This window comes from Janthinobacterium glycogeni (genome assembly GCF_051380725.1).
Taxonomy (GTDB): Bacteria; Pseudomonadota; Gammaproteobacteria; order Burkholderiales; family Burkholderiaceae_D; genus Janthinobacterium.
On the sequence record NZ_JBNYXP010000013.1, the window covers coordinates 65218 to 88219 of the forward strand.

Annotated in this window: 24 protein-coding genes and 1 tRNA gene; 10 read left to right on the forward strand and 15 right to left on the reverse strand. The window is 62.7% G+C overall.

Annotated elements, in window-relative coordinates:
• Window positions 1–80 precede the first annotated feature (80 nt).
• From ACQ4W4_RS23620 to ACQ4W4_RS23640, 5 genes are all read left to right on the forward strand, one after another.
• On the forward strand, window positions 81–800 hold the full coding sequence (locus ACQ4W4_RS23620; RefSeq protein WP_035828139.1) for a Crp/Fnr family transcriptional regulator: 720 nt from the start codon (window positions 81–83) through the stop codon (window positions 798–800).
• A gap of 177 nt (window positions 801–977) precedes the next feature.
• Window positions 978–1640, forward strand: a complete 663-nt coding sequence (locus ACQ4W4_RS23625) for a hypothetical protein (protein ID WP_436544024.1) — start codon at window positions 978–980, stop codon at window positions 1638–1640.
• Window positions 1641–1944: 304 nt separating this feature from the next.
• Window positions 1945–2436 carry a DUF4265 domain-containing protein gene (locus tag ACQ4W4_RS23630; RefSeq protein ID WP_436544025.1) on the forward strand — a complete coding sequence of 164 codons (492 nt, stop codon included), beginning with the start codon at window positions 1945–1947 and terminating at the stop codon, window positions 2434–2436.
• Window positions 2437–2468: 32 nt separating this feature from the next.
• A complete protein-coding gene (locus ACQ4W4_RS23635) occupies window positions 2469–2930 on the forward strand; it encodes a BPSL0067 family protein (protein WP_436544026.1) in 462 nt (153 codons plus the stop codon).
• Window positions 2927–3319 carry an STY0301 family protein gene (locus ACQ4W4_RS23640; protein ID WP_436544027.1) on the forward strand — a complete coding sequence of 131 codons (393 nt, stop codon included), beginning with the start codon at window positions 2927–2929 and terminating at the stop codon, window positions 3317–3319. The genes ACQ4W4_RS23635 and ACQ4W4_RS23640 overlap by 4 nt, the downstream gene beginning before the upstream one ends.
• A 109-nt stretch (window positions 3320–3428) precedes the next feature.
• On the opposite strand, the gene ACQ4W4_RS23645 is transcribed toward ACQ4W4_RS23640, so the two are convergent.
• Window positions 3429–4154 carry a pyridoxine 5'-phosphate synthase gene (locus tag ACQ4W4_RS23645; protein WP_436544028.1) on the reverse strand — a complete coding sequence of 242 codons (726 nt, stop codon included), beginning with the start codon at window positions 4152–4154 and terminating at the stop codon, window positions 3429–3431.
• 124 nt (window positions 4155–4278) lie between these two features.
• Between ACQ4W4_RS23645 and ACQ4W4_RS23650 the strand changes: the two genes are divergently transcribed.
• Entirely contained in the window at window positions 4279–4992 is a 714-nt protein-coding gene (locus ACQ4W4_RS23650) for a YjjG family noncanonical pyrimidine nucleotidase (protein WP_436544029.1), read from the forward strand.
• A gap of 96 nt (window positions 4993–5088) precedes the next feature.
• The gene (locus tag ACQ4W4_RS23655; protein ID WP_436544030.1) at window positions 5089–5565 is read left to right on the forward strand and encodes a DUF2726 domain-containing protein; all 477 of its coding nucleotides are present in this window, start codon (window positions 5089–5091) and stop codon (window positions 5563–5565) included.
• A gap of 15 nt (window positions 5566–5580) precedes the next feature.
• Here ACQ4W4_RS23655 and ACQ4W4_RS23660 read toward each other — a convergent pair whose 3' ends face one another.
• From ACQ4W4_RS23660 to ybiB, 8 genes are all read right to left on the reverse strand, one after another.
• On the reverse strand, window positions 5581–5916 hold the full coding sequence (locus ACQ4W4_RS23660) for an FKBP-type peptidyl-prolyl cis-trans isomerase (protein WP_436544031.1): 336 nt from the start codon (window positions 5914–5916) through the stop codon (window positions 5581–5583).
• A gap of 101 nt (window positions 5917–6017) precedes the next feature.
• Window positions 6018–6096 (reverse strand) — tRNA-Ile (locus ACQ4W4_RS23665).
• A 109-nt stretch (window positions 6097–6205) separates the two neighbouring features.
• Entirely contained in the window at window positions 6206–8446 is a 2241-nt protein-coding gene (gene rpoD, locus ACQ4W4_RS23670; protein ID WP_436544032.1) for an RNA polymerase sigma factor RpoD, read from the reverse strand.
• A 464-nt stretch (window positions 8447–8910) separates the two neighbouring features.
• A complete protein-coding gene (gene dnaG, locus ACQ4W4_RS23675) occupies window positions 8911–10707 on the reverse strand; it encodes a DNA primase (RefSeq protein ID WP_436544033.1) in 1797 nt (598 codons plus the stop codon).
• Between the two features lie 128 nt (window positions 10708–10835).
• Window positions 10836–11288, reverse strand: a complete 453-nt coding sequence (locus tag ACQ4W4_RS23680) for a GatB/YqeY domain-containing protein (RefSeq protein WP_034746974.1) — start codon at window positions 11286–11288, stop codon at window positions 10836–10838.
• Window positions 11289–11483: 195 nt separating this feature from the next.
• Entirely contained in the window at window positions 11484–11696 is a 213-nt protein-coding gene (gene rpsU / locus ACQ4W4_RS23685; protein WP_008451879.1) for a 30S ribosomal protein S21, read from the reverse strand.
• A gap of 182 nt (window positions 11697–11878) precedes the next feature.
• Window positions 11879–13093 carry a BaiN/RdsA family NAD(P)/FAD-dependent oxidoreductase gene (locus ACQ4W4_RS23690; RefSeq protein WP_436544034.1) on the reverse strand — a complete coding sequence of 405 codons (1215 nt, stop codon included), beginning with the start codon at window positions 13091–13093 and terminating at the stop codon, window positions 11879–11881.
• 56 nt (window positions 13094–13149) lie between these two features.
• Window positions 13150–14142, reverse strand: coding sequence for a DNA-binding protein YbiB (gene ybiB, locus ACQ4W4_RS23695; protein WP_436544035.1), 993 nt, complete (start codon window positions 14140–14142; stop codon window positions 13150–13152).
• A 157-nt stretch (window positions 14143–14299) separates the two neighbouring features.
• Between ybiB and ACQ4W4_RS23700 the strand changes: the two genes are divergently transcribed.
• Both ACQ4W4_RS23700 and ACQ4W4_RS23705 read left to right on the forward strand, forming a co-directional pair.
• Entirely contained in the window at window positions 14300–14977 is a 678-nt protein-coding gene (locus ACQ4W4_RS23700; RefSeq protein WP_436544036.1) for a hypothetical protein, read from the forward strand.
• Window positions 14978–15127: 150 nt separating this feature from the next.
• Entirely contained in the window at window positions 15128–16189 is a 1062-nt protein-coding gene (locus ACQ4W4_RS23705) for a 3-deoxy-7-phosphoheptulonate synthase (RefSeq protein WP_436544037.1), read from the forward strand.
• Window positions 16190–16378: 189 nt separating this feature from the next.
• On the opposite strand, the gene ACQ4W4_RS23710 is transcribed toward ACQ4W4_RS23705, so the two are convergent.
• The gene (locus ACQ4W4_RS23710; RefSeq protein WP_436544038.1) at window positions 16379–16786 is read right to left on the reverse strand and encodes a nitrite reductase (NAD(P)H) small subunit; all 408 of its coding nucleotides are present in this window, start codon (window positions 16784–16786) and stop codon (window positions 16379–16381) included.
• A gap of 210 nt (window positions 16787–16996) precedes the next feature.
• Between ACQ4W4_RS23710 and tsaD the strand changes: the two genes are divergently transcribed.
• The gene (gene tsaD, locus ACQ4W4_RS23715) at window positions 16997–18037 is read left to right on the forward strand and encodes a tRNA (adenosine(37)-N6)-threonylcarbamoyltransferase complex transferase subunit TsaD (RefSeq protein WP_436544039.1); all 1041 of its coding nucleotides are present in this window, start codon (window positions 16997–16999) and stop codon (window positions 18035–18037) included.
• A gap of 60 nt (window positions 18038–18097) precedes the next feature.
• Here tsaD and eutC read toward each other — a convergent pair whose 3' ends face one another.
• The 5 genes from eutC to ACQ4W4_RS23740 all read right to left on the reverse strand — a co-directional run bounded on the left by eutC (window position 18098) and on the right by ACQ4W4_RS23740 (window position 22996).
• On the reverse strand, window positions 18098–18871 hold the full coding sequence (eutC, locus tag ACQ4W4_RS23720) for an ethanolamine ammonia-lyase subunit EutC (protein WP_436544040.1): 774 nt from the start codon (window positions 18869–18871) through the stop codon (window positions 18098–18100).
• A gap of 8 nt (window positions 18872–18879) precedes the next feature.
• Window positions 18880–20268: an ethanolamine ammonia-lyase subunit EutB gene (locus ACQ4W4_RS23725; RefSeq protein ID WP_436544041.1), complete on the reverse strand. Its 1389-nt coding sequence runs from the start codon at window positions 20266–20268 to the stop codon at window positions 18880–18882.
• A 66-nt stretch (window positions 20269–20334) separates the two neighbouring features.
• Window positions 20335–21798 carry a TIGR01777 family oxidoreductase gene (locus tag ACQ4W4_RS23730; protein WP_436544042.1) on the reverse strand — a complete coding sequence of 488 codons (1464 nt, stop codon included), beginning with the start codon at window positions 21796–21798 and terminating at the stop codon, window positions 20335–20337.
• Window positions 21795–22439, reverse strand: a complete 645-nt coding sequence (locus ACQ4W4_RS23735; RefSeq protein ID WP_436544043.1) for a DUF4166 domain-containing protein — start codon at window positions 22437–22439, stop codon at window positions 21795–21797. The genes ACQ4W4_RS23730 and ACQ4W4_RS23735 overlap by 4 nt, the downstream gene beginning before the upstream one ends.
• Window positions 22436–22996 carry a GbsR/MarR family transcriptional regulator gene (locus ACQ4W4_RS23740; protein ID WP_436544044.1) on the reverse strand — a complete coding sequence of 187 codons (561 nt, stop codon included), beginning with the start codon at window positions 22994–22996 and terminating at the stop codon, window positions 22436–22438. The genes ACQ4W4_RS23735 and ACQ4W4_RS23740 overlap by 4 nt, the downstream gene beginning before the upstream one ends.
• Window positions 22997–23002: the final 6 nt, after the last annotated feature.

Below are 23002 nucleotides of genomic sequence, written 5' to 3' on the forward strand. Positions count from 1 at the left end.
AAGCTTATAGCAACCTGACACCCGCAACGAATAGCCACGCAGCCGCCCAGCACAACTGGCAAGCCGCTCCCGCCACACCCATGATCAGCATCACGGGCGCCCAACAGAACGAATTGCTGCGCGCCTTGTCGCGCGCCGACCTGGAGCGCCTGTTTTGCCAGTTGGAATTGGTCGCTTTGCCTGCCGGCAAGCACCTGTTCGATTGCGGCGGCAAGATTGAATACACCTATTTCCCCACCAACGCCATCGTTTCCCTGCTGTACGTGATGGAGGACGGCGCCACCACCGAGATCGCCGTCATCGGCCGCGAAGGCGTGGCTGGCGTGGTGTTGTACGAAGCCGAGCGCGCCACCTGCACCGCCATCGTACAGACGGCAGGCTATGGCTACCGCCTGAAAACCGCCTTCCTGCGCGAAGTATTCAATGAAGGCGGCGCGCTGGCGCAATTGTTGATGCGCTACACCAGCGCCATGTTTGCGCAAATGGCGCAGAACGTGGTGGGCGGGCGTCATTGCAGCATCGAACAAAAACTGTGCCGCTGGCTGCTGGACCGCCTCGACCGTTCCCTGTCGAACGAGCTGAAGGTCACGCAAGACACCATGGCCAACATGCTCGGCGTGCGCCGCGAAAGCGTCACCGTCACGGCGCGCAAGCTGCAGGACGAAGGCTTGATCCAGTACCGTCGCGGCACGGTCGAAGTGCTCGACCGCGAAGGCCTGGAAGCGGCCGCCGGCAATTGCTATAAAGCCGCACGCGCCGGTTTCGAACAATTCCGCAGCGGCATCAGCGCGCACAATTAAGCCACGTCGCAAGCTGATGCGGCAGGAAAGCAACACCTTGCCCCTCATTTGCCACTTCGCCTTGCCTGGCAACAATCCAGCCTCTATTATTCTCGTTGAAATTTCCCAATTGAAACTTTAGTTTCAATTGGGAAATTGTCGCGTACATAATTAGACCTACGACTGGAGTCAGTAAGCATGAAACAGCAATACCTGATCGCCACCCTGCTGGCAGGCATGTTCTGCGCAAGCCAAGCCCAGGCAGAAATCGCCATCGCCGCCGACGTGGGTACAACTGGCGTCGGCGCGCACCTGAGCGTGCCGCTGCAATCGAATCTGAATGCCCGTTTTGGCGTCGGCTTCCTGAATTACTCCTACGACTCCAGCACCGAAGACGTCGACTACAAGCTGAAACTCAAGCTGCGCACCTTCGACGCCTTGCTCGACTACTTCCCCATGGACGGCGCGTTCCGCGTCAGCGCCGGCGTCGTGTACAACGGCAATAAAATCGATGCCAAAGGCAAGCCGAACAAAAGCGGCAGCTACACATTGAACGGCAACACCTACACGGCAGCCAGCGCCGGCCAGCTGGACGGTACCATCGATTTCCGCAAGGTCGCGCCCTACATCGGCATCGGCTGGGGCAATCCGGTGAAAGAAGCTGGCTGGGGCATTTCCAGCGACATCGGTGTATTGTTCCAGGGCTCGCCGAAAACCTCGCTGCGCAATACCGGCTGCGACCCATTGGTATGCGCCGCCCTGAAAACGGACGTTGCCGCTGAAAACGAAAAACTGTCCGACAAGGTCAAGGATTTCAAGGCGTATCCGGTGCTGCGCATCAGCGCCAGCTACCGCTTCTAAGCACCTTTCCTCCCCCTGGCGCCAACCCGCCAGGCAAGATATCAAGGCACGCTGCGGCGTGCCTTTTGCATATCCGGTGTTCTTGAGATGCCGCAGGCCAGGCATTGCGGCATGGGCACCTGATCCGTACCTTGATCGACACGGCGCCACATAAGCCGCCACCTGTCCGCATCACATGCGCCATTGCCTCTCCTTGTTTGCACCGTTGCGTACCCGCCAGCTGGTACGTACCCGTTACAATATTGCCATACCTCCCTCGCTGACGCGACCCGCAACGCAGCGCGCCGGCACTATGAAAGAATAAATGGAAGACATCAATTGCGAAGGCTTGCCGCACATCCGCGTACTGGCAGGCGAAAACACAGACGGCCCCGTGTATGAAACCCTGCCGGCGCGTCAGATTGACGAGCACGTCTACGAACTGCTGGCCTCGCCAGGCCTGACCCTGAACCTGGCGCGCGGCGACATCGTCAGCATCGCCGACCCGCTCGCCCCCGCCGAAGTCTTAAAGCGCGGCGGCAATTTCTGCATCCAGATCTATGCCGATGACGTGCCGCAAGAGGCAGTGGACCAGCTCGAACGCGACGTGCAAAGCCAGTTGGGCGGCACGCTGGACGGCCAGTACAAGGGCAACCTCACCTTCAGCGTGCCGGGCCACCACGGCATCTACAACGTCAACGGCCCCTTTGATGCCTTCCGCACGGCGACGGGCGTGGAATGGTACTTCTCCAATATCTACGTCAACCTCGATGACGACGATGATGAAACCTTGCTCAACTGGTGGGTGGGTATGTAAGCATGCCCGTGCGACAGGCGGGGCCATGACACATGTCAATGCTCCGTATTGCTCTGGCACACATCAAACTGCTTGCCCGTGACTTGCGTACGCTCTCTCCATCGTCAACCACAGAGAGCAACGATATGCCCTACATTGCACGCGCCGACTATGCGAAGCAAAAAGAAATCGTGGGAAATGGCGAGTGTGTGACGCTGGCCAGGCACCTCACCGGCGCCCGTGCCTCTTCGCTTTGGCGCGAAGGCGACAAAGTGCCGGACCTGCTGGAACAAGGCGGCATCGCGAAAGGCACGCTGATTGCCACCTTCGTCAATGGCCGCTATCAGAATCTGCGGCAAGGCAACCATGCGGCACTGTTCATCCGTCAGGTGCCTGGCGGCATAGAAATTTTCGACCAGTGGCGTAACCATAAGCCCAGCGCCCGCGTGATCTACTTCGGCCGTTCGGCGGCCGGAGCATCGAATCGCCCCGAACGCTATTCGGTGGTCGAATGAAGCCGCTCGCACTGCTGGCATTGGCCATCTCTGCCGCGCCAATGCGGCCAACTGCCGCAGCCCCCCTTTCTTGTCCACCAGCCGCTCCATCAAGCTGGAACCTGCCCGGTAGCCGACTTGACGGCGTGCGCGTACTGTCCTACCCGGCGGATCAGCCGCCAGCAGATGGCGAAGCCTTGCCTATCCTGGTCCCGGACAGGGAATGGACTCGCGACGGCACCTTGTATCAACGCTGGAATATCAACTTCGATGCTCCCCAATACCTGTTTCAGGTGGACTGCCTTTATGCGGGTACCGAGCGTTACCTGCGCATGGCTTTGCCAGGCGTCAGGCAGTGCGTCGCAGCCAATCAACAACGACCAAAAATGGTCAGGCTTCAGTGTAAGTAGGCAACGCGGCTGGGATTCAGCGTAGCGGCTATCGCCACCGGATCGTCGTATTCCGTTAAACGGGCTGTAGCCCAATTCCGCCACCTGCAAGCGTCACCGCCCGCGCCCCCTACGATTGACATATCTCAAGGTAGCGGCCCAGCACCTTGTCCATGCCCAGTTCGATACACTCGACGACCAGCGCGTGGCCGATCGACACTTCCAGGATGCCGGGTATGTCCAGGAAGCGCGCCAGGTTGTGCAGGTCGAGGTCATGCCCGGCATTCACGCCCAGGCCGAGCGCCTGCGCCCGCCGCGCCGCCTGCAGATAGGTATCGAATACGGCATCGCCGTGCTCGCTGCCATGGCTTTCGGCAAACCGCTCCGTGTACAGCTCGACCCGCGCCGCGCCCACTTCACGCGCCCATTCCAGCGCCGGGTAGTCGGCATCGACAAACAGACTGACGAGGATGCCCAGGTCATTCAATTCCGCAATGACGGGACGCAATAGTGTTGCGGACTGCTCGATGTCCCAGCCGTGATCGGACGTCAATTGCCCCGGCATGTCCGGCACCAGGGTGCATTGCGCCGGGCGCGCGCTTTTCACGACTTGCAGAAATTCCGCCGCCGGATACCCCTCCACATTCAGCTCGCGCCCCCGGTCCGCGCACAGGCTCTGCAACGAGGCAACATCATCGTAGCGCGCATGGCGCTGGTCCGGGCGTGGATGCAAGGTGATGCCGGCGGCGCCCAGGTCGAGAAAGCGCGCGGAAAACGCCAGCAGGTCGGGGAAGTTGCGGCCGCGCGAATTGCGCAGCAGGGCGATTTTATTGACGTTGACGGAGAGCTGGGTCATGGGCAGAAAAGAAGTGAGGGGATGGGTCTGACAGCGATTGTAGCGGATCGCCCGCGCAGGACATGGCCAACCGAACTCAACACTACGTGCTACGATGCAAGACAAGTTCCTTTCAATACATACCATGACCTACCAGCTATTCCTGTTTGACCTGGACGATACCCTGCTCGATTTCAGGGCGTCCGAAAAACGCTCGTTCCTGCACACCATGCATGAACTGGGCTTGCGCGACGGCATCGACGGCCTGTTTTCCCACTACCAGGCGATCAACGTCGACCTGTGGAAACGTTTCGAGACGGGCGACGTGAGCAAGGATTTCCTGAAGGTGGAGCGCTTCCGCAAGACGTTTGCACTGAACGGCATCGCCATCGCCCCGGAACTGGCCAGCCGGCTGTATCTGGAATCGCTGCCGGACACGGTCGTGCTCATCGATGGCGCCAAACAAGTGTGCGAAACCTTGTCGCGTATCGGCGAAGTGGGCATCATCACCAATGGTGTCGAGGCCATCCAGAACCGCCGCATCGCCGCCTCCGGCTTGGGCGACTACATTTCCTTCGTCGCCACCTCCGAAGCGTGCGGCCACGCCAAGCCGGACGTGCGCTTCTTCGACTACGCGGCCGACATGGCGCGCGCATTCAGCAAGGATACGACCATCATCATCGGCGACCGGCTCGATGCCGACATCCTGGGCGCCAACCGCTACGGCATCGACAGTTGCTGGTTCAACCCGGACAGCATGGCCAATACCTCGGCCGCCATTCCCACCTGTGAAGTGGCCAGCCTGCACGACATCGTGCCGGCGCTGGACGCGATGCAAGTCAAGCTGAAACAGGCTTGATCTTCCACAAGCGCACCACCTGAAATACGCCGGCAGCGGCACGAAACACGCCGCTGTTCGCGTACCATCAGGACTCTTCCATCCTGATGCCAGCCCATGCCCTCCTACACTATCCTGCTCGCCATCGCGGCCTTGCTCCTGTTCTTTGCCATGCTGGCCGTGCGCGGGAACGCGAAATCCCGTGCGCCGCTGCGACTGCACAGAAAACCCGTCATGACGGCGCGCGAGCAACAGATGTACCACCTGCTGAAAACGGCCTTGCCGGAATGCACGGTGCTGGCGCAGGTGGCTTTTTCCGCGCTGGTGACGGCGAAGGGATGGGCGAACAGAAACCGTTTCGACCGCAAGGTGGCCGATTTTGTATTGTGCAGCCAGCAACTGAACGTCATCGCCGTGATCGAGCTCGACGACAGCAGCCACGCTGGCCGCGAACGCCAGGACAGGGAGCGCGACGCCATGCTCAGGCTGGCCGGCTATGTCACCTTGCGCTATGCCACCTTCCCCACGCAGCAGGCGCTGCGCGCCGATGTCGAGCAACTGTTGCGGCAAAGAGGCGACGTCGTTCCCGCCTGATGGCACTATCGCGTATCAATCGCGCGTCAGCACTTCCAGCAATTCAATCTCGAAGACCAAATTGGAGTTCGGCGGAATCAAACCCACCTGCCGCTCGCCATACCCCAGCGCCGCCGGCACCCACAGCTTGCGCGTGCCGCCCACCTGCATGCCCTGCAAACCCAGAATCCAGCCCTGGATCACCTTGTTATTGCTCAACACGCAGCGAAAAGGCTCGCCCCGCTTGTGCGACGAGTCAAACTCCGCCCCATCTTCCAGCCAGCCCCGGTAGTGGGCCGTAATCAGCGCGCCGCGCGCCGCCGCCTTGCCATCGCCCACCACAATATCGTCCATCTTCACTTCAGCCATCATCTCGTTTCACCCTTCATCAATCGCCAAGCCGCGATTGTACGACAGCACGAAAAAAGCCCCGGCAGTTGCCCGCCGGGGCTTGATCTATTATTGCTAAATTCTGGTGGGCCTCCCGTGAGTCGAACACGGCACCAACGGATTATGAGTCCGCTGCTCTAACCAAGCATGAGCTAGAGGCCCGGGGGACTGCGGCGTGGCGGCGCTGTTGATGCCCGCCTCGCGCGGCCGTTTTGGAAACGGACACGCGAGGATAGGGGTATCAGGGGCGCGCGTCAAGCCCTATTGGCTTCTAGTTGCCTTCCAAGAAGCTTTTCAGCTTGTCGGAGCGCGATGGGTGGCGCAGCTTGCGCAGCGCCTTGGCTTCGATCTGGCGGATGCGCTCGCGCGTCACGTCAAATTGCTTGCCCACTTCTTCCAAGGTGTGGTCGGTGGACATCTCGATGCCGAAGCGCATGCGCAGCACTTTCGCTTCGCGTGGCGTCAGGGAATCGAGCACGTCCTTGACCACGCCGCGCATGGACGCGTGCAGCGCTGCATCGGCCGGCGCCAGGGTGTTGTTGTCCTCGATGAAGTCGCCCAGGTGGGAGTCGTCGTCGTCGCCGATCGGCGTTTCCATCGAGATCGGTTCCTTGGCGATTTTCATGATCTTGCGGATCTTGTCCTCGGGCATTTCCATCTTGATCGCCAGGGTGGCCGGATCGGGTTCCGCGCCTGTTTCTTGCAGGATCTGGCGGGAAATCCGGTTCATCTTGTTGATCGTCTCGATCATGTGCACGGGAATGCGAATCGTGCGCGCCTGGTCGGCGATCGAGCGCGTGATGGCCTGGCGGATCCACCACGTGGCATACGTCGAGAACTTGTAGCCACGGCGGTACTCGAACTTGTCGACGGCCTTCATCAGGCCGATATTGCCTTCCTGGATCAGGTCGAGGAATTGCAGGCCGCGGTTCGTGTATTTCTTGGCGATCGAGATGACCAGGCGCAAGTTGGCCTCCGTCATTTCGCGCTTGGCCTTGCGCGCCTTCATTTCACCGGCCGCCATCTGACGGTTGATGTTGCGCAAGTCCGGCAGCGGCAAGACGACCCTCGCCTGCAGGTCGATCAGGCGCTGCTGCAGTTCCTTGACGGTCGGAATGTTGCGGCCCAGGATGGCGCTGTAGGCGTGCCCTGCGTTGACTTCGCCATCGACCCAGTCCAGGTTGGTTTCATTGCCCGGGAAGACCTTGATGAAGTGGGCGCGCGGCATGCCGCAGCGGTTCACGGCCACGTCGAGGATCTGCTTTTCGATATGGCGCACTTCGTCGACCTGGCCACGCAGGGTGTCGCACAGCTTTTCCACGACCTTGGCCGTGAAGCGGATGCCCAGCAACTCTTGCGAAATGGCTTCCTGCGCCTTGGCGTACGGTTTCGAGTTGTAGCCTTCTTTTTCGAAGGCGCGGCGCATCTTGTCGAACTGCTGAGAAATGACGGCGAATTTTTCCAGCGCCGTGCGTTTCAGGGTTTCCAGCTGTTCCGCCGAGAAACCGGCGGCGCCCGACGCGCTCGCTTCTTCTTCCTCTTCTTCTTCCTCTTCTTCCGCTTCGCCCTCTTCCTCGTCTTCTTCGACGGGAGCGGCCACGACAGGGGCGGCGGCGACCGGCTCGTTTTCATCGACGAGGCCGTCGACGATTTCATCGATCTTGATCTCGTCGTTGGCGATGCGGTCGGCGGCGGCGATGATTTCGGCGATCGTCACGGGGCAGGCGGAAATGGCCTGGATCATGTCTTTCAAGCCATCTTCGATACGCTTGGCGATCTCGATCTCGCCTTCGCGCGTCAGCAGCTCGACCGAGCCCATCTCGCGCATGTACATGCGCACGGGGTCGGTGGTGCGGCCAAAGTCGGAATCGACGGTCGACAATGCGGCCTCGGCCGCCGCTTCCGCCTCGTCGTCGCTGGTGACGACGGCAACGTTATCGGACAGCAACAACGTTTCCGCATCAGGCGCGTGTTCGTAGACGGCGATGCCCATGTCATTGAAGGTACCGATGATGCCTTCGATGGCCTCCGGATCAACGATGTTTTCGGGCAAGTGATCGTTGATTTCCGCGTAGGTCAGGAAACCGCGTTCCTTGCCGAACTTGATCAATGTCTTGAGTTTCTGGCGCCGGCGCTCGAGTTCTTCCTCGCTCGCTTCCGTGTCGGACGAGAACGCGTCCTTCAGCAGCGCGCGCTCCTTCGCCTTGCGGTCCTTGGCCTTGGCCTTGTCGACGGCCTTCAGTTCAGCCCGTTCGACGGCGTTCAGGGCGGCGACTTCATCATTTTCTGGCTGGAATTCTTTGGGCTTGCGGCCGCGGCGGCCTGGCACTTTTACCGACGGCAAGACATAACCGGACGTATCGATGGCTGCCAGGGTGGCGGCGTCGGTGGTCTGGCTGACCACGGGCGCGCTGGTGACGCGCGCTTCTGGCCGGTCGAGCGCCTTTTCGGCTTTCGTGGTAACTTTAGTGGGCTTTGCAGCCGCTTTGGATTCGGGTTTCTTGATTGGCACAGGCGCTTTCGATTACACAACGACTTGCTTTACGGTGGATTAGGATAAAGTTTGCTGCCAGTTCCCTGTCTACCTGCGGGAACCACCATCTTCGAACCTGCCGACTACGCAAATTCGACACTGTTACGTTACTTACACCTCATCGGCCACGATCCGCGGGAAGCGCAGCAATTCCTGTCCACCGGCTGTTGCCAGCCGCCTCGGCAAAAATTCCTGCATCGACCGCGTTGGGAGCGAGAGCCTGGCGCGGCTTGCCAGCGTCTGCGAGCCTTGCCCGCAACGCCGAAAGCGCCAGTTGGCCCTGGCTGCCGACACGATCCACCGCGCCGATCAAGAGCCTAACTTACTGAAAACAAATACTATTTACGAAACAGAACTAGCTTGCCAAAGCACACAATACTTAGCATTTAATTATAGCACGCGAAAAATGTTTTTCCAGTACGCGCCATAGCCTGAGAGCAAGGTTAGCGATTCACCAACTCGGCGTCGCGCTCGCGCTCCAGCACCCCCTGCTCCTGCATGATTTCGCGGTAGCGTACACCAATTTTCTCCGATGGCAAACCCGACGCGAACAATTGCTGCAATTCCGCCTTCAATGCATTCAATTTGATCTCGCGGATGGTGCTCACCAGCCACGACAATTCACTGTCGTAATCGGATTCCGTGCCGGCCGCGATCTCGCCGATGATCTCGTCGTATTCGCTGCCCAGCTCCTTCAACTGCTGCGCCAAGGCGGCAAAACTGCCGTGCTCGCCCAGCGCCTGCCCCACTGCTACCAGCTGCCCCAGGCTGTGCGCCGCATCGGGTCCCAGGTGCTGGAAGGCGGCCAGCGCGGCCTCGTCGATACGCAGGGTCAGCGGCGGATGCGCCACCAGCATGCGCATGATCTTCAATTCAAGACCGACAGGCACGGGGCGGCCCGATTTCGGCGGCGCGCGGCGCGCCACGGCAACGGGTTTCGCCAGCTCGAACAGGGCTTCGATCTCGGCCGGCGTGGACTGCGTCAGTTGCGCCAGGCCGCGCACGATCTGCAGACGCAGCGAAGACGGCGCCATCAGCTGCAGCAGGGGCTTGGCGTCGAACTGCACGCGGGCGCGCCCTTCCGGTTCCGACAAATCATGCTCACCCGACACTTCTTTCAGCAAGAATTGCGACAGCGGCATCGCTTCATGCACCTGCTGCTCAAAACCTTCGGCACCGAATTCGCGGATATAACTGTCCGGATCGTGTTCCGACGGCAAGAACAGGAATTTGATGGTCTTGTTGTCCGACACGTGGGCCAGACTCGCTTCCAGCGCGCGGCGGGCGGCGCGGCGGCCGGCCTTGTCGCCGTCGAAGCTGAAAATCACGTTATCGGTCTGGCGCAGCAGTTTTTGCACGTGGGTGGGCGTGCACGCCGTGCCCAGGGTCGCCACTGCCTGCGGGAAACCCATCTGCGCCAGCGCCACTACGTCCATATACCCCTCCGTCACCAGCACATAGCCGGCGTCGCGGATGGCCTGGCGCGCCTCGAACAAGCCATATAGTTCGAATCCCTTGGAAAACAAGGGGGTTTCCGGGGAATTCAGGTATTTCGGTTCGCCATGGTCGAGCACGCGGCCGCCAAAGGCGATCACCTGCCCCTTGGTATTGCGGATCGGGAACATGATGCGTTCGCGGAAACGGTCGTAGCGCTTGCGATTGTTGCCCTCTTCATCGACCTTGTCGATCACGAGGCCTGCCTCGGCCAGCGCCACCACGTCGTAGTCGGGGAAGACGGAGCGCAGGTTGTCCCAGCCGCCGGGCGCGAAGCCCATGCCGAAGCGAGCGGCCACTTCGCCCGTCAAGCCCCGGTTCTTCAGGTAGGCGATGGCTTCTGGCGCGTGGCGCAACTGGCCGCGGTAATAATCGCACGCCTGCGTCATGGCGTCGGACAAGGCCATGCTTTGCGCCTGGATCTGCGCGCGCTGGGCCGGCGGGATCTTGTCGTCCGCCTCCGGCACGACCATGCCCACGTTTTGCGCCAGGTCCTTGACGGCGTCGACAAAGCCCATGCCCGAGTACTCGATCAAAAAGCCGATCGACGTGCCATGCGCGCCACAGCCGAAGCAGTGATAGAACTGCTTGGTGGGGCTGACGGTAAAGCTGGGCGACTTTTCACTGTGGAACGGGCACAAACCCATGAAATTGGCGCCACCTTTTTTCAGCTGCACATAGCGCCCCACGACATCGACGATATCGACGCGGTTGAGCAAATCGGAAATGAAAGATTGAGGTATCACTGGCTAGGGCGGGTCTTGTTATAGGTCAGACTATACTACCGCACGTGGCCGGAGGTTGAGCCAGGTCAACGTGTGGGCTGTTATAGGCTGCCAGTGCGACGACTGGCAGCCCTTGCTACTATTGTTGCTTACGCTGCCGGCGTCAAGGCTTTCTTGACCAGGGCGGACACCACGGTCATGTCGGCGCGGCCAGCCAGCTTCGGCTTGACGATGGCCATGACCTTGCCCATGTCTTGCGGACCGGCGGCGCCCGAGGCGGCCACGGCGGCAGCCACTTCGGCCGCCACTTCCTCGTCCGACAGGCCGGCAGGCATATAGCCCGTCAGGTGCACCAGTTCGGCTTTTTCGATGTCGGCCAGGTCGGCGCGGCCACCGGCTTCAAACTGGGTGATGGAATCCTTGCGCTGCTTGATCATTTTTTCCACGATGGCCGTCACGTGGGCATCCGTCAATTCGATGCGCTCGTCGACTTCCTTGCGCTTGATTTCCGCCAGCAACAGGCGAATCGTGCCCAGCTTGCCCGCTTCCTTGGCGCGCATGGCGTTTTTCATGTCTTCGGTAATTTGTTCTTTCAAGCTCATGGCAATCCTCGTGTTGGTAAGTGGGGTTCGATACTTGTCCGCGCACGCTAAGCAGGCGGCCACAAAAGCGAAAACCCGCTGCGGCGAACCGGAGCGGGTATGCGACTCATCTGAAGTATCACTTCAGGCGAATCAAAACAAAACCCGTGGCGAACAATGCGCCGAACTACCCGGGTTGGTTCTGACTGAACAGTCTTAGAATAATTTTTTCGGCAGTTGTTGGCTGCGGATGCGTTTGTAATGACGCTTGACAGCAGCTGCCAGCTTGCGCTTGCGCTCAGCTGTTGGCTTTTCGTAGAATTCGCGAGCGCGCAATTCGGTCAGCAGACCCGTTTTTTCGATGGTGCGTTTGAAGCGACGCATTGCGACTTCGAACGGCTCGTTTTCTTTAAGGCGAATAGTGGTCATGTAAAATTCAAACCGTTGAGGTGGTGTATAGGAAGAGATAGATAGTAGCAGCTTTTATTCGGAAAGGGAAGCCCCTCCCCCACTTGCGTGCGGCATGCAGCCTGCGGTCGCTGCCGGAATGTGGCGTAAACCACGCACCGGGATCGGCGCACCGGGCGCCAGACCCCATATTACAGAGTAGCTTACTGCAAGGCAATACCTGCCGCCACGCCCGACGCCCAGGCCCACTGGAAGTTGTAGCCGCCCAGCCAGCCCGTCACGTCGACCGATTCGCCGATGAAATACAGCCCTGGCACTTTATTGGCCATCATGGTCTGCTGCGACAGTTCGCGCGTGTCGATGCCGCCGCGCGTCACTTCCGCCTTGCGGTAGCCTTCGGAACCGTTGGGCACGATGGACCAGGCATTGATGGCCTGGCCCAGCTTGCGCAGCTGCGCGTCGGGCATGTCGGCGATGCGCGCGTCCGGCGCCAGGCCGCTCGTGGCCAGCAAGCAGTCCGCCAGGCGCTGCGGCAGCCATTGCGCGACGATATTGCCCAGTTGCTTCTTCAGGGTGCCCTTGCCTTCGATCAAGGTCTGCGCCACGTCCACTTCCGGCAACAGATTGATGACGATGGGCTCGCCCGGCAGCCAGTAGCTGGAAATCTGCAGGATCGCCGGACCCGACAGGCCGCGATGCGTGAACAGCAAATCTTCGCGGAAACGCGCGCCCGTGGCCTTGCGGCCTTTCAGACTGCCCGTTTCCACATCGACTTCCAGCGCGATGCCGGACAATTCCGCGAACGGCGCCCAGCTGGCCGGGTCGAACGTCAGCGGCACCAGGGCCGGACGCGGTTCGACCATCGCCAGGCCGAATTGTTTGGCGATGCGGTAGGCAAAGTCGGTGGCGCCGATCTTCGGGATCGACAGGCCGCCCGTGGCGATGACGATGCTGGCCGTCTCGATGTCGCCGCTATCGGTCTGCAGCACGAAGCCGCCGTCGGCTTGCTGAGCAACATTGTCGATCTTGCACGGCATGCGCCAGTGCACGCCGCCAGCGGCGCACTCGTCCTTGAGCATGTCGATGATCTGCTCGGCCGATTCATTGCAGAATTGCTGGCCCTTGTGCTTTTCGTGGTAGCCGATCCGGTATTTTTTCACCAGCGCGAGGAAATCCTGCGGCGTGTAGCGCGACAGCGCGCTCTTGCAGAAATGCGGGTTTTCCGAAAGGAAGTTTTGCGGGGTGGCGTTAATATTGGTGAAATTACACCGTCCACCACCCGAGATGCGGATCTTTTCGGCCAGCTTGGCCGCGTGATCGATCAACATCACGCGCTTGCCTTGCTGGGCGGCAACAGCCGCACACATCATGCCGGCCGCGCCCGCGCCGATCACTGCCACATCAAATTGTTTTGCCATAAGAATTCCGGTCACCGCTGATTACAAAGACGCCATTGTAAACTGCGGCGACGCGGCTAGCGCGGCCGTGCTGCAATCTGCCGCGACGCCATCAGGCATTGCTCCACCTGCCCGGCGATCGACGGCGGCACGGGCACCTCGCCGCGCAGCACGGCGGCGATCCAGGCGGCCGTGGTGGCCGCATCGCGCTCGGCGGGCAAATGCGGCAACTCTTCCACCAGCAACTGTTTTTCCACCAGCAGCGTGCGTTCGCTCCCGTAAAACCAGTCGATCTGCTGCGCCTTGTTGGCGTTGGCCACCGTCTCGCCTTCCGTGCCGCGCATCAGGAAAGCGTCGCCGCGCGCGGGATCGGAGGCGGTCAGGAAATATTCGCCGAGCATTTCCAGGTATTCCGGGTGCGTGTACGACACCAGGCGCAGGGCCGGGCCGGCGAACGGCTGCATGATTTTCACCAGCGTATGCGTGGAATTGCGCACGCCCAGCACGCGCCGCAGCGACAGCATGTATGCCAGGCGCGGCGCCAGCGCTTCAATGGACAGGAAGGCCGCCTCCCCGCGCGCCATGGCGGCCTCGGCCTGCGCATGGTCCTGCGAGGCGGGCACGCCCAGCGCGGCCAGCACTTCGGCCGTGGTGATGCGGCCCGGGTCGCTGGTGACGCCATGCACGAGCACGGGCGCCCCCGCGCGCGCCAGCAGCAGCGCCAGCAAGGCCGTCAGGTTCGCCATCTTGCGCGCGCCGTTGTAGCTGGGAATGATGATCGGGGCGAACTCGCCGGCCGGCGCGGCCAGCGGAGAGAACGACGTTTCGGCCGCGTCGAGGAAGCCGGCGATCTCGTCCACGGACTCGCCCTTGATGCGCATCGATAACAAAATGCCGCCCAACTCCAGGTCCGACACGCGGCCCTCGAGCATGGCGCGGTACAGGGCGCGGGCGTCATCGCGCGTCATGCTGCGCGCGCCGTTCTTGCCGCGTCCTATTTCCTTAATGAAACGTGCTGCGGGGAATGGCTCACCGGCCACATCGGTATGGGGGATGGATACAGTCGTCATGGCGCCAGCTTACACGGATTTTCTTCCTTGCAGAGGGGCTGGAAGACGCCATAGGCGCCAATGCAACAGTCTTTCCCGCTATTTTTTGGGGAACTGCCTCGCGACCGCATCCAAACGCGCCACCGCTGCGTATAAGACGGTACAGGGGGAACTCATCATGGAACACGCGAGCAAACAGGAAACCGCCTTCGTCGGCATCGAAACGAGCAAGCTGCTGCTGAAAGCCGTGCTGCGCTCGGGCGGCGACGTGCTGTGCAAGGTGCTGGAGAACGACCTGGCCGGCTGCCGCTGGCTGCGCAGCTGGCTGCAGAAGAACGACGTCACCATCATGGGCTTGCGCGTCTGCATGCGCCTCGACGCCCCATACAGCGAGGCGCCAGCGCGCATGCTGGCCGACATGGGCATGCTGGTCTGCGACGCCCAGCCCGCGCCGCTGGCAGACTATCTGCGCAGCCAGGGTTTGCCCAAGGATGCGGCGCACAGCGCCGTGGTGCTGGCCCATTATTGCGCGGCGGCACGTCCTGCTCCCTGGACGCCGCCCTCGCCCGCCTACGTGGAATTGCGGCTATGGCTGCGCCGTCTGCATGCCGTGCGGCAGTTGCGCCAGCAGGAAATGGCGCGCCTGGAAGGCCACTTCCATGCGGGACAGATTGCGCTGCATCAGTTACTGCGCCAGCAAATCGCCTGCCTGGACGCGCAGATACGCCAGCACGAAAGCGCCATCGTCGCGCATGTGCGGCGCCATCCCGACCTGCCCCGGCCGCCTGAACTGGCCGGCAGCTACCCGCGCATCGCCCGCTACAGCGTAGGCGCCAGCCTGGCCGGCGGCCATTGAGCGCGAGGGAGCAAGGGGCCGGCGGCGTGCCGGCCCTGCCATAAAAACAACTCGGCCATTCCCGTTTTACCCCCTTCCCCGCCGCCAGGCCGCATTTCCGCTACACTATTGCCTCTTAAAGAACGCAATAGCGAAAGCCGAGCCAGAATCATGAATACGCCAGACATCGAAAATATCAACGTCACTTCTTTCGCGCCCATGCCGACACCGGCTGAACTGCACGCCAAGCTGCCCCTGTCGGAAAGCGCCTTCGACACCGTCAGCCGCGGCCGCGAAGCGCTGCGCAACATCATCGACCGCAAGGACCAGCGCCTGTTCGTTGTCGTCGGCCCATGCTCGATCCACGACCCGGTCGCCGGCCTCGATTACGCGCGCCGCCTGAAAGCGCTGCAAGAGGAAGTCAAGGAGACGATGCTGCTGGTGATGCGCGTGTATTTCGAAAAACCGCGTACCACCACGGGCTGGAAGGGCTATATCAACGATCCGTACATGGACGATTCCTTCAAGGTCAACGAAGGCATGGAAAAGGCGCGCCAGTTCCTGCTCGACGTGTGCGAACTGGGCCTGCCCACCGCCACCGAAGCGCTGGACCCGATCTCGCCGCAATACCTGGGTGATCTGATCGCGTGGACGGCCATCGGCGCGCGCACCACGGAATCGCAGACGCACCGCGAAATGTCGTCGGGCCTGTCGACACCGGTCGGCTTCAAGAACGGCACCGATGGCGACATCAGCATCGCCGTCAACGCGATTTTGTCGTCGGCGCACCCGCACTCCTTCCTGGGCATCAACGCCGAAGGCAATGTCGCCATCGTGCGCACGCGCGGCAACGCGTATGGCCACGTGGTGCTGCGCGGCGGCGACGGCCGTCCAAACTACGACTCGGTCTCGATCGCCATCGCCGAACAGGCGCTGGCCAAGGCCAAGCTGCCGGCCAACCTGGTGGTCGACTGCTCGCACGCGAACAGCTATAAAAAGCCGGAACTGCAGCCGCTGGTGATGGGCGACGTAGTCAACCAGATCCGCCAGGGCAACCGCTCGCTGGTGGGCGTGATGATCGAATCGAACATCGTCGGCGGCAACCAGAAAATCCCGCAAGACCTGTCGCAACTGACCTATGGGTGCTCCGTCACCGACGGCTGCATCGACTGGGACACGACGGCCACCATGCTGCGCGATGCGCATGCGCATTTGCTCAATCGCCCAAAATAATGCCGGCGATGTTGTCGGATTACGGCCCTTCGGGCCTAATCCGACCTACGGTCGAAGGAGACCAAAACACCACGCTGCGCGATGAACATGCGTATGCAACGTAGGTCGGCTTAGCGCGTAGCGTGTAAGCCGACACATCACTGCAGACAAAGAACGGCGCCCTGTGCGCCGTTTTTGCTTTTCCCTTCATCACGCCATCTGCACATGCGGCAGCACGGCGAACGATCCCGCCAGCGCCTGTTCCGCCTTGCTGGCCGGGATATTGAGTTCATTGACATCCAGGTAGATGCGCCCGTCGAGGATGCGCACGGCGTACAGGCGCGCCATGCCCTGCACGGGCGCCACCAGGCGACCCGAATCGAGCTCGATGATCCAGCTGTTCTTCGGCCCCATCAGGTTTTTCTCCATCAGCACCCCGTGCGCCAGCGGGCCACCCAGGCACGGCACCGTGTCAAGCAGCGCGTACACCGTGTCATCCGTCGCTCGAAACAGCGCCACGCCCGGCAAATCCTGCCAGGCCAGGCCCCGCTGCACCATGCGCGCGCCCGACAGCGGCATGTCCTTCAGGCGACAGATCATTTTCCATTGTTCCGACATTGCTAGCTCCCGTGAGAAAGGCACACGCCTGTCTAAGCAAGAGCGGTGCCAATGCCTGCATAAGCGAAAAACAACCGCAATCCCGGGCAAAACCGGCCCGCGGCGCACTGCGCAAGTGCACACTGCCGCCGAAATGGTGCGCCGGCCACACGGTGGACTGCCCGGCTTTCCTTTACAATGGCGGATTACTCCTCCCTATTTAGCACCTTCATGATTGTTCTTGGCGTCGAATCCTCCTGTGACGAAACCGGCCTGGCCTTGTACGACACGCAACGCGGCCTGCTGTCGCACGCCCTCTATTCGCAAGTCGCCATGCACGAGCAATATGGCGGCGTGGTGCCGGAACTGGCGTCGCGCGACCATATCCGCCGCGCCATCCCGCTGCTGGAAGAAACCCTGACGAAGGCCGGCATCACCCTGCCCGAGATCGACGCCATCGCCTACACGCAGGGTCCGGGCCTGGCCGGCGCGCTGCTCGTGGGATCGTCCGTCGCCTGCAGCCTGGGCCTGGCCATCAACAAGCCGGTGCTGGGCATCCACCACCTGGAAGGCCATCTGCTGTCGCCGCTGCTGGCGTCCGAACCGCCGCAATTCCCCTTCATCGCGCTGCTGGTGTCGGGCGGCCACACGCAGCTGATGCGCGTCGATGGCGTGGGCCAGTACACGATGCTGGGCGAAACCCTGGACGATGCGGCCGGCGAGGCCTTCGACAAGTCGGCCAAGCTGCTGGGCCTCGGCTATCCGGGCGGCCCCGCCATTTCGCGCCTGGCCGAATTCGGCGATCCGCTCGCCTATAAACTGCCGCGCCCCATGCTGCATTCGAAGGATTTCAATTTCAGCTTTTCCGGCTTGAAGACGGCCGTGCTGACGGTGGTGAAGAACCATGAAGAAAAAGTCATCGCCAATATCTGCGAACAGGACAAGGCGAACATCGCGCGCGGCTTCGTCGACGCCATCGTCGACGTGCTAACGGCCAAATGCGTATCGGCCCTCAAGCACACGGGCTTGAAACGCCTGGTGATCGCCGGCGGCGTGGGCGCCAACGCGCAGCTGCGCGCCTCGCTCAACGCGGCCGCCGCCAAGAAGCGTTTTAAAGTGTACTACCCTGAGCTGGAATTCTGCACCGACAACGGCGCCATGATCGCCTTTGCCGGCGCCATGCGCCTGCAAATCAATCCGGACGCGGCCAAGCACGATTACTCGTTCAACGTGCGCCCGCGCTGGCCGCTGGACGACATCCGCGAAGTTTAATCGTTTGGGGACAGTCCCGCCGGGCCTGTCTCCTGCCATTTGTCGTTTTTTCTCCAGCGCCTACTTCGTCAACAAAAAATTCCGGCCCACCGCCACGCTACCCTCTTCCACCGTTTCATCCTTCAATGCCACGCCCGACAGCTGCCGGCTGAACGCCTGCGACAACAGATAATGCAGCCGGTACGCGGCCGGCGCATACGCCAGGCCTTCCGGACGCACGTTCGAGACGCAGTTGCGGCGCTCGTCCAGCAGCCCCACTTGGGGCGCCCACGTCAGGTACAGGCCCAGGCTGTCCGGGGAACTCAAGCCAGGCCGCTCGCCGATCAGCACCAGCACGGCGCGCGCCTGCAGTAACTCTCCCACCTCGTCGCCGACGGCCACCCGCCCCTGCGCCACGATGTGCAGCGGCGACAGCGTCCACGCTTCCTGCGCCAGCCGTGCGCGCAAGGCGGCCAGGAAGGGCGCCGCGTGGCGCTGCACGGCCAGCGCCGACAGGCCATCGGCCGCCACCAGCGCCAGGTCGACTCCCCTGGCACTGGCGGCCAGCCGCGCGCGTGAAACGTCGTCGAGCCTGCGCCCCAGGTCGGGGCGTTGCAGATACTCGGCGCGCGTGACGGCGGCGCTATGCAGTGGCACGCAGTCCAGCCCTTGCGCTGCCAGCGCTCCGGCCAACGCCTCGCCATCGAGTTTCAGGTGCACGGCGTCGCGCGCCTGCGCGTGGGCCAGCTGGAACGCCAGCTGCGCGCGGGTCGGCACGCTCACGCCGCGGCGCCCCAGCGCGATGCGCGCCGCCGTATGCGCGCGCAGCGTTTGCCACGGTTTATGGTCGTCCATGCGTCCCCCTAATCGCCAAGGCGCAGCAGGGCCGCCTGGAAGGCCGGCGCCAGCGCCACGTTCAGATTTCCCCGCGCATCCGTGATCTGCATGCGCGCCAGCCAGGCCGCGAATTCGGGCGCAGGGCGCAAACCCAGCACGCGGCGCGCGTACAGGGCGTCGTGGAACGAGGTGCTCTGGTAGCCGAGCATGATGTCGTCCGCGCCCGGCACGCCCATGATGAAATTGCAGCCGGCCACGCCCAGCATGGTCAGCAAGGCATCCATGTCGTCCTGGTCCGCTTCCGCGTGGTTGGTGTAGCACACGTCGCAGCCCATGGGCAGCCCAAGCAGCTTGGCGCAGAAATGGTCTTCCAGTCCCGCGCGCATGATCTGCTTGCCGTCGTACAGGTATTCGGGACCGATGAAACCCACCACCGAATTGACCAGCAGCGGCCGATACGCGCGCGCCACCGCATACGCGCGCGCCTCGCACGTCTGCTGGTCCATGCCGTGGTGGGCGCCGGCCGACAGGGCGCTGCCCTGCCCCGTCTCGAAATACATGACGTTGTTGCCCACCGTGCCGCGCCCCAGCGACAGGGCCGCCGCCTGCCCCTCGGCCAGCAGCGCCAGGTCGATGCCGAAGCTGCGGTTGGCCGCCTGCGTGCCCGCCACCGACTGGAACACCAGGTCGACGGGCGCGCCGCGGCGGATCGCCTCGATCGTATTGGTGACGTGCGTGAGCACGCACGACTGCGTGGGAATCTGATATTGATCGATGACGGCGTCGAGCAGGTGCAACAGCGCGACCACCTGCGCCACATTGTCGGTGGCGGGATTGATGCCGATCACGGCGTCGCCGCTGCCCAGCATCAAGCCATCGAGCATCGACGCCGCAATCCCCGTGGCGTCATCCGTCGGGTGATTCGGCTGCAGGCGCGTGGACAAGCGCCCTTCCAGGCCCAGGGTATTGCGGAACGACGTGACGACACGGCACTTGCGGGCCACCAGCACCAAGTCCTGCAGGCGCATGATTTTCGAGACGGCGGCCGCCATTTCCGGCGTGATGCCAGCGGCGACGCGTGCCAGCGTTGGCGTATCCGTCGCGTCGTCGAGCAGCCAGTCGCGAAAGCCGCCCACGCACAGGTGGGAAATCGGCGCAAAGGCGGCGCGCTCGTGGGAGTCAAAAATCAGGCGCGTGACTTCATCGTCTTCGTACGGCACCAGCGCCTCATTGAGGAACAGCTCCAGCGGCACCTCGGCCAGCGCCAGCTGCGCGGCCACGCGCTCGCGCGCGCTCGATGCCGCCACACAAGCCAGCACATCGCCCGAACGCAGCGGCGTGGCCTTGGCCAGCAGCTCCTTCAAGCTGGCAAACGCATAGGTATGGCTGTCTATCGTATGGCTGAATGAGGGCATGGGCGTCTCCTGATGGGGTCAGACCCGCCGGGTCTGACCCCGGAGCATGCCTCATTCTACGCCAGGCTACAAACTGCGCAGCGCGCTTTCCAGTCGCGGATAGCGGAAGACAAAGCCGTCGGCCAGCAAACGGCGCGGAGCCACCCTCTGGCCTTCCACCAGCAAGTCGGCCTGCTCGCCCAGCAAGGCGCGCATGACGAAGGCCGGCGTGGGCATAAAGCTGGGGCGGTGCAGCACGGCGCCCGCCACCCGGGCGAAGCGGCGCTGCTCGATGGCTTCCGGCGCGCAGAAGTTATACGCGCCGCTCACTGCCTGTGCTTCGCTGCGGCGCGCCAGGTAGGCGATGCCGCGGATGACGTCGCGCACGTGCACCCACGTGACCCACTGCTTGCCGCTGCCGAGCGGGCCGCCCACGCCGAAGCGGATCGGCAGCAGCATCTGCGGCAGCGAACCCTGGTGGCCGAAGACGAGGCCGAAGCGCATGCAGCCCACCTGCACGCCAAATTTCTCCGCCTGGCGCGCGGCCGCTTCCCATTCCTGGCACAGCTGCGACATGAAGATGGCTTGCGGCGCGCTCTCCTCCGTCAATTCCGTGTCGTCGCCCTGCGGCTGCACGCCGTAATAGCCGATGGCCGACGCCGACAGCAGCACGCGCGGCTTGTGCTGCGCGCGGGCGATCCACGCCACCAGATCCTGCGTCAGCGCCACCCTGCTGCGGCGCAGTGCCGCCTTGCGCGCCTCCGTCCAGCGCCTGCCGACGATGCGCGCGCCGGCCAGGTTGACCACCATGTCGATGCGCTGCGCGTCCGACAGCTCGTCCAGCGTACGGATGCAGCGCACCTGGCCATCGAAGGTCCAGGCAGCCTGTTTCGGCTGGCGCGTCAGCACCGTCACCGTATGGCCGTCGGCCAGCAAGGCGCTGACCAGCTGCTGGCCGATGAACCCCGTCGCGCCCGTCACCAGCACGGACTGCGGCGCGGCGGCAAAACGCAGGCGCTCCTCTTGCTCCGCTGTCTCCTGCACCTTGCGCCGGCCCAGCTGCCACACGGCATACGCGTCGCGCAAGCCGGACAGGCCCACGCCCACGCCGCACAGGGCGAGGAAGACGCTGAGCCAGCCGTACGGCTGCCATACGAGGGCCGTCGGCAACGTCGCCCACTGGCTGCTGTTCAGGGCCAGCAGCGCGATGAAGGCGCCCGCATTAATCGCCAGCACCGTGTGCGTGACCCGCTCTGTGGCGGGCAGGAGGCGGGTCTGGTCTTCGACGACGAAATCCCACAGGGTCAGCACGATTTCCACGCCAAACACGATCACCAGCACCCAGGCCCAGGCACCATGCCATTCCCAGGCCGCCAGGCCGACAAACAGCAGGCTGTAGATCAGCGCGCGCGTGGCATGGATGGTCAGTTCCAGGCGCGCCGAAGCCTTTTGCGGCAGCGCTTCCGTGATTTCATGGTGGTAGATGGTGTCAAAGGCGCCCAGGCAGCCTTGCGCCGCCATCAGTTGCAGGGCCAGCAGATGCGTATTCATGGTGTCTCCTTGTGAATTTCCGGCGCGGCGGACTCGCGGAATACCCCCGCCTGGGTGAACGTGGTGCCGAACAGGGCGTGGCGGATCTCGATGCGGATGTTGAACTGCTGCGGCGTCTCGTTGCGGTGGCACAGATAGGTCTTGCCGGGCGTGAGCACGCCGGGCAGCGGCATGCGCCAGCCGAAAAGATCCCAGAAATAGCCGTCGCTGGTGAAGTGCAGGTTGCCGTCTTCCACGTGCAGCACGAGCTTCATGCCCAGGCCCATGCCCACGTATTCGAGCACTTCTCCCTTTGCGCTTTCGGCCATGTAGGAAGTAAAACGGATGGGCGCGCGGCCATGCAGGCGGTAGGTGCGCTGCTTGAAGATGAAGGGACAGCCGGGGCGCGAATACACTTCAATGTCGACAGGAAAGTCGTGATCGTCATGCGGGATCAAGGCGCCGTCGATGAAGGGGCGCGTGAGCCAGCCCAGCACCTTGCCCAGCCGCGAGCTGGTGAGTTCACGCAGTTCCCCCCGGTAGTACAGGGGCTGGCCCGGCGCGGGATTTTTCTCGAAGCGGCGGCGGATGTCCGGGTGCAGGGTGAGCCATTGCTCGCCCATCACCTTCTTGAACAATTCTCCTTCCGAGGGGCCGTTCATGATTTGCCGCGCTTGCCCGGCTTGTCGTCCGGGCTGAGGAACTTGGCCACCTTGCCGCCCATCGACAGCATGCGCTGCAGGGTCGCCGGCGGCAGGTTCTTGTAGTCGCTGTAGGTAGAACTGAGCATTTCCAGGAAAGCCAGCACTTCGCCCATGCGCGCCAACGTCTCTGGCGGTATCGCCGCATCGTGCTCGCCCTCGATCGCGCATTCGCGCAGCACCGTCAGCGTGGGATCGATCTCGCGCCGCTTGCGCTCTTCCATGATGACGCGGAAGATTTCCCACACATCCTGCAATGCCACGAAATGGTCGCGCCGGTCCCCCATCACATGCGTGATGCGGACCAGGCCCCAGCTTTGCAATTCCTTCAGGCTGTTGCTGACGTTCGAGCGGGCCACGTTCAGGCTGGCCGCGATGTCTTCCGCCGTCAAGGGAGCGTTGGCCAGGAACAGCAGCGCGTGGATCTGCGCCACGGTGCGGTTGACGCCCCAGCGGGTACCCATCTCGCCCCAGTGCAGAATATACTTTTGCGTGGTCGGACTCAGAACGCCTACCATAATCTA

Bases quoted from the DNA above. Each gene is read 5' to 3' on its own strand.
- ACQ4W4_RS23625 (WP_436544024.1), top strand. From the start codon at position 978: ATGAAACAGCAATACCTGATCGCCACCCTGCTGGCAGGCATGTTCTGC.
- rpsU (WP_008451879.1), bottom strand. From the start codon at position 11,696: ATGACCACTATTCGCCTTAAAGAAAACGAGCCGTTCGAAGTCGCAATG.
- ACQ4W4_RS23645 (WP_436544028.1), bottom strand. From the start codon at position 4,154: ATGACCCAGCTCTCCGTCAACGTCAATAAAATCGCCCTGCTGCGCAAT.
- ACQ4W4_RS23740 (WP_436544044.1), bottom strand. From the start codon at position 22,996: ATGGTAGGCGTTCTGAGTCCGACCACGCAAAAGTATATTCTGCACTGG.
- ybiB (WP_436544035.1), bottom strand. From the start codon at position 14,142: ATGACGACTGTATCCATCCCCCATACCGATGTGGCCGGTGAGCCATTC.
- ACQ4W4_RS23630 (WP_436544025.1), top strand. From the start codon at position 1,945: ATGGAAGACATCAATTGCGAAGGCTTGCCGCACATCCGCGTACTGGCA.
- ACQ4W4_RS23620 (WP_035828139.1), top strand. From the start codon at position 81: ATGATCAGCATCACGGGCGCCCAACAGAACGAATTGCTGCGCGCCTTG.
- ACQ4W4_RS23635 (WP_436544026.1), top strand. From the start codon at position 2,469: ATGTCAATGCTCCGTATTGCTCTGGCACACATCAAACTGCTTGCCCGT.
- ACQ4W4_RS23660 (WP_436544031.1), bottom strand. From the start codon at position 5,916: ATGATGGCTGAAGTGAAGATGGACGATATTGTGGTGGGCGATGGCAAG.
- ACQ4W4_RS23650 (WP_436544029.1), top strand. From the start codon at position 4,279: ATGACCTACCAGCTATTCCTGTTTGACCTGGACGATACCCTGCTCGAT.
- ACQ4W4_RS23725 (WP_436544041.1), bottom strand. From the start codon at position 20,268: ATGCCCTCATTCAGCCATACGATAGACAGCCATACCTATGCGTTTGCC.
- eutC (WP_436544040.1), bottom strand. From the start codon at position 18,871: ATGGACGACCATAAACCGTGGCAAACGCTGCGCGCGCATACGGCGGCG.
- ACQ4W4_RS23655 (WP_436544030.1), top strand. From the start codon at position 5,089: ATGCCCTCCTACACTATCCTGCTCGCCATCGCGGCCTTGCTCCTGTTC.
- ACQ4W4_RS23690 (WP_436544034.1), bottom strand. From the start codon at position 13,093: ATGGCAAAACAATTTGATGTGGCAGTGATCGGCGCGGGCGCGGCCGGC.
- tsaD (WP_436544039.1), top strand. From the start codon at position 16,997: ATGATTGTTCTTGGCGTCGAATCCTCCTGTGACGAAACCGGCCTGGCC.
- ACQ4W4_RS23705 (WP_436544037.1), top strand. From the start codon at position 15,128: ATGAATACGCCAGACATCGAAAATATCAACGTCACTTCTTTCGCGCCC.
- ACQ4W4_RS23710 (WP_436544038.1), bottom strand. From the start codon at position 16,786: ATGTCGGAACAATGGAAAATGATCTGTCGCCTGAAGGACATGCCGCTG.
- ACQ4W4_RS23735 (WP_436544043.1), bottom strand. From the start codon at position 22,439: ATGAACGGCCCCTCGGAAGGAGAATTGTTCAAGAAGGTGATGGGCGAG.
- ACQ4W4_RS23680 (WP_034746974.1), bottom strand. From the start codon at position 11,288: ATGAGCTTGAAAGAACAAATTACCGAAGACATGAAAAACGCCATGCGC.
- ACQ4W4_RS23730 (WP_436544042.1), bottom strand. From the start codon at position 21,798: ATGAATACGCATCTGCTGGCCCTGCAACTGATGGCGGCGCAAGGCTGC.
- ACQ4W4_RS23640 (WP_436544027.1), top strand. From the start codon at position 2,927: ATGAAGCCGCTCGCACTGCTGGCATTGGCCATCTCTGCCGCGCCAATG.
- ACQ4W4_RS23700 (WP_436544036.1), top strand. From the start codon at position 14,300: ATGGAACACGCGAGCAAACAGGAAACCGCCTTCGTCGGCATCGAAACG.